Annotated in this window: 3 protein-coding genes; 1 reads left to right on the top strand and 2 read right to left on the bottom strand. The window is 39.8% G+C overall.

All coding sequences use genetic code 11. The features are described 5' to 3' along the window. Positions 1-402 (top strand): transposase (locus tag ACFI4Z_RS18170; RefSeq protein ID WP_462671773.1); only part of this gene is annotated, 402 nt, incomplete at its 5' end. 274 nt (positions 403-676) lie between these two features. On the opposite strand, the gene ACFI4Z_RS18165 is transcribed toward ACFI4Z_RS18170, so the two are convergent. Together ACFI4Z_RS18165 and gcvP are read right to left on the bottom strand one after the other, a co-directional pair. After that, positions 677-3,559, bottom strand: a complete 2,883-nt coding sequence (locus ACFI4Z_RS18165) for a putative Ig domain-containing protein (protein WP_462671772.1) — start codon at positions 3,557-3,559, stop codon at positions 677-679. 829 nt (positions 3,560-4,388) lie between these two features. Continuing rightward, positions 4,389-7,280, bottom strand: coding sequence for an aminomethyl-transferring glycine dehydrogenase (gene gcvP, locus ACFI4Z_RS18160; protein ID WP_462671771.1), 2,892 nt, complete (start codon positions 7,278-7,280; stop codon positions 4,389-4,391). Between the last annotated feature and the right edge of the window lie 119 nt (positions 7,281-7,399).

Raw genomic sequence — 7,399 nt, 5'->3', positions numbered from 1 at the left:
CATTTAGCTGTTTTTACCTCACTGTGCAATATTAATTATTCAGCGCATGATATGGTTAAAATTTACAGCCAGCGAATGCAGATAGAAGAGTCCTTTCGAGACTTAAAAAACACGAGTAATGGTTTGAACTTACGTCATTGTCGTAGCTATGAAAAAGGCCGTTTGAATGTCGCATTATTGATTGCATTAATTGCTAATTTTATCCTATGGCTAGCAGGTTTAACGGAAAAAATATTGAATGTGCATAGAAGCTTTCAGGCGAATACGATAAAGAATAGAAACGTGCTGTCTAGCTTTAGTTTGGGGACGCAATACTTCGAAAAATTTGGTTATAAAATAAAACTGAAAACTTTTTTAGAAGCACTCAAGCAATTAAATAAGGATTGCCGTGAGTGCTTGTAGCTCATTAGCAATTGTGGGGAGCCCTCAGGATTTGACCCTATTAGTTCTGACCCCTATTAGTTCCTTTTATGACCCCTTTGGTTTTTGCATGAGTTAATCTTAGGATGCACAACTGAAATTAGTGAGTTCTCAATTTTTTTAAATTATCACTTTGTAGAAGAATCGGTCTAAACCTTGCGTAAGTTTAAGACCGATATATGTACTTTTAGTAAATGCAGCTATTATGTCCTTACTAAAAAGGTTCATGGCTAAAGAAATAGTTAATCTAATATTGTTAGTTTTTTTGTTTAATAACTAAAATATCATATTCTTCATATTCTGACTCCTTTGCACTTAAAATAAGCGTAGACGTGCCATCTTTGTTATTTATTAAAGCAGACTCACGAATTATTAATCCTGTAAGATCTTCACTACTTATAATATTTAACTGCTCATCTAATTTTACAATTTTCGTTGAATACAAGTTACTGCTATTAGAGTCATCCTTTAACAATATCTCTATATGTCCATTTATATCTTCTGATAAAGCACCACCGAGATATGAGTAATCAGATAGCATTTCACTAGAGATAGCTTCTCCAGTTGGGCCCAACACCGTAAAATAAGTTTTACCATATGAGTTTGTCCCAACTAATGCAAAGTTACCGTTACTTAATTCGAGAATATCATATGCGGCTAATAACTCATCATCTCCGATATTATCCCAACTAGAGATTATATTTAACTCACTATCAAACATCTGAAAGAAAGTACCGCTTAACCAATAAGACGAAGTATCAATGCCCTCTGGTATGCCGGTACCTGAGACGATTAAATTACCTGACTGTGTTTTGTTAAGGTTTGAAATACGTAAATCATGCCCTTGAGACTCAACAAATACAGTTCCAGAAGAAAGCTCTCCTGTTAAGCTAGATAAGGTATGTATAAAATTAAACTCTTGTTTACACCCAGAACTGTCGCATGGCCATGATTTAATACCTGAAACATATATATTTTCACCAACACTAACAATATCACTTAATGTGTAACCTGTCGTATGCCCTTGTGGCGCGAACCGAGTATCCCACAATAGTGTTCCATCTTTATCAAGCTTGATGGCTATGCCTTTTTTAGTTTGCCCATCAAATCCCACTGCGATAATTGATCCATCACTTAGTAGTTCAAAATCATTAAATAAATCATAACCATCTGAAGGGTAAACATACTGCCAAATTAAGCGACCTTGATTATCAACTTTAAAAATCCAGTCATCTCCTTTTGAACCTGCAGTGCTACTTATTTCAGTTGAATGAGTTGTAGCAAGAATCACTATACTACCATCTTCGGTTTGCACAATCTCTTTTAGAATATCTCTCTTAGCACCGCCAAAACTGACTTTAAATACACCAAGTTCGAGTAAGTTAACCTCACTCCACTCACCTTCAAGGTCATCTGGATTGATCGTCCTAATACGATAAAAATATTCCCCAGCCTCAGCTGTAAAATCATAAGTATTTATACCTAAAAGTGATTTTTTAAATATAGTTCTAAAATCAGAAAATGTTGAGAATTGAATTTCATAATTTTTTGCGTAAACAACATTGTCCCAAGAAAATTGTGCAACTTTTATTTCCTTATCTAAATCTGAAAAAACAGTTGAAATATTGTTAGGGGAGTTTAGTTGCGAATAGTTAACCTGTAACGAAAAGCTAGGCATAATTACGTCATTATCACCATCTGAAACAGATAATTCAATATCACTATAAACACCTACATCTGAGTTTTTAGGAACACCATATATTGTTCCATTATCAGCATTTAAAGTTGCCCAACCAGGTAAATTCTCAACTTTAAAAGTGAATGTTGGGCTATCAACATCACGAACAGTTGGTATAAATTCGAATATTTCATTCGCAATTAATATTTGTGATGAAAAGTTGTCAATTACAGGTTTATCATTTACCGATAGTACTGAGATATTGATTGATACAACGTCACTTTCAACCCCTTCTCTTATCAACTTATAAGAAAAACTGTCCTCTCCGTAAAAGTTTTCACGTGGATAATAAATCGCTTGTGGATAATCAATAATCAGCTCTCCATTTTCAGGCCAAGCAGCTAAATTTACTGAAAAATCTATATCAGTGAAGTTCATTGGAGATAAATCGATAATTATAGAGTTATCCTCATTTGTACTAACAGTGGCACCTTCAAGTAATACATCTATTTCAATCGGATTTATATCTTCACTATCTTTTAAACCATCGTTATCATCGTCGTCATCAGCCTCATTCACAAGCCCGTCGAGATCACTATCTAAAAACAAATCAATATTTGGAACTTGTAGATTTGGTGTACCTAATACCCATGCTGAAAGATTTTCTTTAATGACAACCGGATCTATACCTAGTTGAGCTTTAAACAAGCCCGCAAGGATTATATTGTCAGTAACAATACCGTTTGTTGTAAATTGATTATCAAACTGATTCACAATTAGCGATAATTCAAAGCTCGGTTCAGTTGCTTTTATTTCTGATTCATTAATTGCGTATTGATAAAATAATGAAGAAACCGTGAGCAAATACGCACTGTGGTCGTTTGTTTCAGTTTCAAAGATTGAAGAGTCTAAAAATGGAAAATTCGGCGTCGTCGGGATAACTAGCTTAAGGGTATCGACTAATTCTTCTCTTGCTTGAGTAAGCGCACTATCGAACTCTATATCTTCCTCTGCCATTAGGTTAATAACGCGGCGACTGACAAAATGTGTAAGTATATTTACATTAACAGTCTGCTCTAAATCAGAGTCGGCTTTATATATAGCTGTTAAAGTAAGTGGGCTATTTGAGACTTTTCCATCTATTTCATTTCGATATTGCCCAGAGGTGGCTATCTCTATGATGCTATTTTCTTCAACTTCAAAAGAGTAAGTACCTAAATCATCGAAAACTTTGGTTTCTAGTTTTGAATCTAGGTAAGACCCGGTTTCTGAGATATAACTTATTTTAACTGCTGAATCTTTAACAAAAGGACCTTTAAATGCACCTCCTTTAATCAGCACATTTGAAACTTCGACTATATTGGGAACTTCCTGTTCAGGTATGTCGTCGCCAGCTCCACCGCAGCCGCTTAACCCAGCCAAAATGACCAATAACACACCAGTCTTATTAAACTTAATCACATAGAATCCTTAATTTTCACAATCTTATTAGCTTTGTTCCTACCTTGATTATAAGCCTTTGACTAAAAATTGTAATAGTTTCTGTACCTAAAAATAGAAAATACAGAGAGTCAGGTCTTGTTTCTTGCCAAGACTAAACACCAACCCCACGTTTAACACCCTCCCCCGTCATCACGCCCTGAAAATAAGCAATTGATGAGTAATTCATTTCATGGATGAAACGAAAGCCATGCTTGCACATGGATGTGCAAGCATGGCGTTTACGTTCACATCAATTGTGTTTTGAAGGATTAAGCGTGATGCTCAGGGTGCCGCGGGGTTCCAAGGGGGTGGTCGGCAGCCGCCGCCCCTTGGAACCCCGCCTGCAATCTAGCAAAAAACCTTGAATAAGATTTTTAATGTAGGTCGCGGATTTATCCCGACAATATATATGTAAAGTTAGAAAATTAGAAAGCCTCAGCTAGCGCGCAATGAACAAAGATTACACACGCGCCAGCAAGCTTAGCACCTACGCTGGTTAACTCTAACATTGGTGTAAACCATTCGTGGCTGAAGCCATCTCATACAATAAATATAAGCCTCTGTGATCTCTGTGGTGAATTCATTTTCTCGCTTTTTCGCCCTAAAGAGCGACCTACAAACAATAGATATTTACGTGCTTAGGAGATGGTAATGATATTGGAGAATCGTTGGGTTTCGTTGCACTCAACCCAACCTACGTTCATATAATTTATGACTTATTACCATGCACAAAAAAGCCGTTGCATTGCTGCAACGGCATTTAAATTTTTATAAATTCCCAACCTTTAAATGGAAATTCTAAAAATTATTAATCGCGGTATGTCTCTACCGCTGGGCATGAACACACTAGGTTACGGTCGCCGTATACGTCATCAATACGCGTTACTGTAGGCCAGAATTTGTCTTTTGCTACACTTGGTACTGGGAATGCAGCGTAGAAACGGTCGTATGCACGATCCCACTCATTACCTAATACGTCAGCTTGTGTATGCGGTGCAAACACGAGCGGGTTGTTTTCGATTGACCATTCGCCAGAGATTACTTTGTCGATTTCGCCTTTGATAGACACCATCGCTTCGATGAAGCGGTCGATCTCAACCTTAGACTCAGACTCAGTTGGCTCAACCATTAATGTGCCCGCTACTGGGAACGACATGGTTGGTGAGTGGAAACCGTAATCTTGTAAGCGTTTAGCCACGTCCATTTCAGTGATGCCTGAAAGCTCTTTAAGTGGGCGTAAGTCAACAATACACTCATGCGCAACACGGTTGTTGCGACCACGGTATAAAATTGGGAAGTGCTCGCTTAACTCATGTGTTAAATAGTTTGCACTTACAATCGCCATTTCAGTGGCTTGTTTAAGGCCTTCGCTACCCATCATGGCAATGTAAGCCCATGAGATTGGGAGAATAGCTGCTGAGCCGTAAGGCGCCGCAGATACTGCACCGTTACCAATTTTAGTACCCGGTACGTTGATTACACTGTGGTTAGGCATAAACTCAGCAAGGTGTGATTTAACACCAATTGGGCCAACACCTGGACCACCGCCACCGTGAGGAATACAGAATGTTTTGTGTAAGTTTAAGTGTGATACGTCTGAGCCGATAAAGCCTGGGCTTGTCACACCTACTTGCGCGTTCATGTTTGCGCCATCCATGTAAACTTGGCCGCCGTGCTCATGCACGATGTTGCAAATTTCACGGATTGTTTCTTCGTATACACCGTGCGTAGACGGGTAAGTGATCATGATGCATGATAGGTTTTCTGACACGGCTTCAGCTTTCGCTTTAAGGTCAGCCATATCAACGTTGCCGTTTTTGTCGCAATCAACAACCACGATTTTCATGCTTGCCATTTGTGCAGATGCCGGGTTAGTACCGTGCGCTGAACTTGGGATCAAACAAATGTTACGGTGTGCATCGCCACGAGATTCGTGGTATTTGCGAATCGCAATTAAGCCTGCGTATTCACCTTGTGCACCCGAGTTAGGCTGAAGTGATACAGCATCGTAACCGGTAATGTTAACCAACCAATCATGCAATTCATTGATCATGATTTGGTAACCTTCGGCTTGGTCTAGCGGGCAGAATGGGTGAAGGTTAGCAAACTCAGGCCATGTAACTGGGATCATCTCGGCAGTCGCGTTGAGCTTCATTGTACATGAACCTAACGAGATCATTGAATGGTTAAGCGCTAAATCTTTGTTTTCAAGGCGCTTGATATAACGCAGCATTTCAGTTTCGCTGTGGTACGAATTGAAGTTAGGGTGCGTTAGCACTTCGTCATCACGTACTAGGCTTGCCGGAATTGACTCGCTACCGTTTGCTTCAATGTCAGCTGCGATTGCATCAACACTTAAACCGTGGCCTTCGCCTAATACGATATCGAAAAGTTCAGCTACGTCTGCGCGTGTTGTGGTTTCTGATACTGCAATTGAGTATTCGCCGTCATGGTTAGTTGCAAAGTTAACGCCGTTTGCAACTGCACGTGCTACTACGTCATCTTTGTTATCACTAACAACAGTTAGGGTATCAAACCATGTGCTGTGCTTAAGGTTTACGCCTTTAGCTTGTAGGCCAGCAGCTAAAATATCAGCAAAACGGTGAATACGCTGTGCGATTGTTTTTAAGCCTTGTGGGCCGTGGTACACCGCGTAAAACGCTGCCATGTTGGCGAGTAATACTTGCGCTGTACAAATGTTTGAGTTGGCTTTGTCGCGGCGAATGTGTTGTTCACGCGTTTGCATTGCCATACGCAGGGCGTCGTTACCTAAACGGTCTTTAGATACACCGATGATACGACCTGGTAATGAACGCTTGTACGAATCACGTGTTGCAAAGAATGCAGCGTGAGGACCGCCGTAACCCATTGGTACGCCAAAACGCTGTGCAGAACCAAGTACTACGTCTGCGCCCAGTTTACCCGGTGCTTTTAATAGTAATAAGCTCATGATGTCGGCAGCAACACAGGCAATCGCTTTTTTGCTTTGTACACCAGCGATTAAGTCAGTGATATCAACAATTTCACCCGATGTTGATGGGTATTGGAATAACGCACCAAAAATCTCATGGTTTACTGCATCTGCCGCAGGACCAACGACCACTTCAAAACCAAATTGGTCTGCACGGGTTGCTACAACGTCGATTGTTTGTGTATGTACATCATCAGCAATAAAGAAAATATTGGCTTTTTTCGCTTTAGATACACGCTTTGCAAGGCCCATTGCCTCTGCAGCAGCGGTTGATTCATCAAGTAATGATGCACTTGCTAAATCAAGACCTGTTAGGTCTAAGGTCATAGTTTGGAAGTTAAGTAATGACTCTAAACGCCCTTGAGCAATCTCTGGTTGGTATGGAGTGTACGCTGTGTACCAGCCTGGGTTCTCAAGTACATTACGTAAAATAACGTGTGGTACGTGAGTTGGGTGGTAACCTTGACCAATGTATGATTTGAACACTTTATTTTTGCTGGCTACTGATTTTAAGTAGCTTAGTGTTTCAACTTCAGTGCGGCTTTCGCCGATTGTTAGGCCTTCTTCTAAGCGGATGCTTGCAGGTACAGTTTGACCGATCAGCTCTTCAACACTCGATACTCCAAGAGCACTTAGCATATCGCTTACTTGTGCTGGGCTTGGCCCAATATGACGGCGAATAAAATCTTGCGTTTGCTCTAATTGTTCAAGAGATTTGGCGTTTGACATTTGTCCAGATTCCTATGATCCAAAAAATAAATGGTTATCACTAATGGGTAACTAGCAATAACTTAAAAGCTTTTTGATTTAGTGACTTACAATGCATGGAAAGGTAAGTGGTAAAATCA

It is taken from the genome of Pseudoalteromonas sp. RWi3 (assembly GCF_054960735.1).
The sequence above is the reverse complement of the archived record's forward strand: the minus strand, read 5'-3'. Positions and strand labels throughout refer to the sequence as shown.